The sequence below is a fragment of the Herbivorax alkaliphila genome, assembly GCF_030848475.1.
Classification (GTDB): Bacteria; Bacillota; Clostridia; order Acetivibrionales; family Acetivibrionaceae; genus Herbivorax.
Window position 1 is genome coordinate 1 of sequence record NZ_JAVDDS010000111.1, and the last position, 2260, is coordinate 2260.

Consider the following 2260-nt stretch of genomic DNA (forward strand, 5'->3'; position numbering starts at 1 on the left):
CCCGACTTTCGGAAAAATGAGTAAAAAAAGTTCGAAAAACAATGTTTTTTAACCTGCAAACCCAGTAAAATTAAGAAAAAAGTTTGAAAAAACGCAATTCTAGTGACCTAATTTTCAATAGTTAATAAAATAAGTGTTTACATATAAAACTGAAGCTGTTACAATAAGTATATCATTACATAAAAGGAGTCGGTAATGTTTATACGAGAGAATAAGACCTATAACAAAAAAGCTCAAAAAACATACATAAAGCATTGTCTGGTCGAATCTGTCTGGACAGAAAAAGGTTCACGGCAGAGAACCATCATGAATTTAGGGCATCTGACGATACCCCGAATGGAGTGGAAAAAACTCGCTCATGCACTTGAGTGCCAGCTTACAGGTCAGCAAACCCTCCTAAGCACGACCGACAATCATATAGAACGACTGGCACTGAGCCTTGTGTCAAACATGAAGCTGTCTAAAAAGCTCCAAAAGAAGAACGATAGCGAGAATAAAGAAGAACGTAAATTAGTAACAATTGATTTGAAAAGCATCAAGACGACTAAGAGTAGAGAAATGGGACCAGAGCTTGTGTGTCAAATGGCTTGGGATCTGTTGGATGTTGAAAAAACGCTAAAAAAAACAAACTTTAGTGACAGGGAAATTGCCATAGCAAAGGCAGTCATATTTGGGCGACTCATTTCACCAGGCAGCGAGATGCACACATACCGATGGTTTCGGGACAGATCGGCGCTAAGTGAGTTTCCAGGTGCCAATATCAGTAGGTGTGGCAAGGATATGTTTTATGAAGTGGGTGACAACCTGTATAGCAAAAAGGACAGGATCGAAGAGTTACTGTACATGAAAGAGCGAGAACTGTTTCCACATAATGCTGGAACCATATTCCTGTATGATTTGACGAACACTTACATGGAGGGGAGTTGTCTTGGAAATAATCTAGCTGAACGCGGACATTGTAAGAGCAAACGGACGGACTGTCCGTTAATCACGCTTTCGCTTGTTGTTGATGGTGATGGGATGCCAATTACAAGCCATATATACAAAGGGAATCAATCGGAGCCTGAGACAATGGAAGACATGATTGGACGCCTTGAAAGCATGGCATGGGGTAATCAGACAACACTGTTAAAACCGACAGTTGCCATGGATAGAGGGATAGCAACTCAGAGTAATGTGGACTATCTTCGTGCGAACCAATATCCATACATCATCATCAAGAGAGAGGATGAAAGAGAAGAATACCGTAAGCAGTTTGAAATGGAGCGTGACAGTTTTACACATATTGGACAAAATCGAAAAAGTGCTTACGGAGATGAGAACAATGTATATACCAAGAAAATTGTGCCTGATGGAGAAGATATCTGCAAAGTTTTGTGCATAAGTGATGGCAAAGCTCGCAAGGAAAAGGCGATTGACGCAAAAAAGATCCAGCGTTTCCTAGATGACATAAATAAATTCGATAAATCTATCAAGGATGGGAAAATAAAGGATTTTACCAAAACGTCGGCAAAGCTCGAGAGGATTGTCAAAAAACATAAAACGGCTTCAGAAGCCTATGTATTCAGTGTGAATAAAACAGTAGATGGCAAGGCTGAAGGGATTGTATTGGAGAAAAAAGCCGCATTTGAAGAAACTCTATATGGCTGTTATGTTATGGAAAGCACCCATAAGGAGTTATCTGATATTGAGTTGTGGAAGCTGTATATGACGCTAACACATGTGGAGTCTGCTTTTAGGGCAATGAAAAGCGAATTAGGGATGAGACCGGTATATCATCAGAATGAATCACGCTCGGGTGCACATTTGTTTATTACCGTTTTGGCATATCATTTATTGGCAGTAATAGAAAGGCTTCTCATGCAGAAAGGAGATCATCGCCAATGGTCAACAATACGGGAGGTTCTGTCAACACACGCAAGGAATACAGTTATCATAACTGACAAGGATGGTAATACTGACCATGTGCGTGTGTCTGGAGCACCTGAATCAATGCATCAAGAGATTTACGATATGCTGGAAATCAAGGATCCCTTAAAGCAAGTTGTTTTAAGGGTTAAAACAGCGACAGGTGACACAACAAATATGGACTCTTGAGATTACCATAACAGTAATTGACTATATTATTAATAAATTATGGATTAAATAGTAACAAACTCAGAAATTTGACACAAAAGAGCTTTGATAACTTTATGGTGACCTAACAAAAATCAAGATGCAGTTATGCCAAGGGTTTTTGGATTTTTAGCCGAAAGTCGGG

General features: G+C 39.5%; 1 protein-coding gene. It reads left to right on the forward strand.

The window, feature by feature from the left end; translation table 11 throughout:
- The first annotated feature begins 195 nt into the window (after window positions 1-195).
- Window positions 196-2097, forward strand: a complete 1902-nt coding sequence (locus RBH29_RS17440) for an IS1634 family transposase (protein WP_306698285.1) — start codon at window positions 196-198, stop codon at window positions 2095-2097.
- Window positions 2098-2260 lie beyond the last annotated feature (163 nt).

Bases quoted from the DNA above. Each gene is read 5' to 3' on its own strand.
- RBH29_RS17440 (WP_306698285.1), top strand. From the start codon at position 196: ATGTTTATACGAGAGAATAAGACCTATAACAAAAAAGCTCAAAAAACA.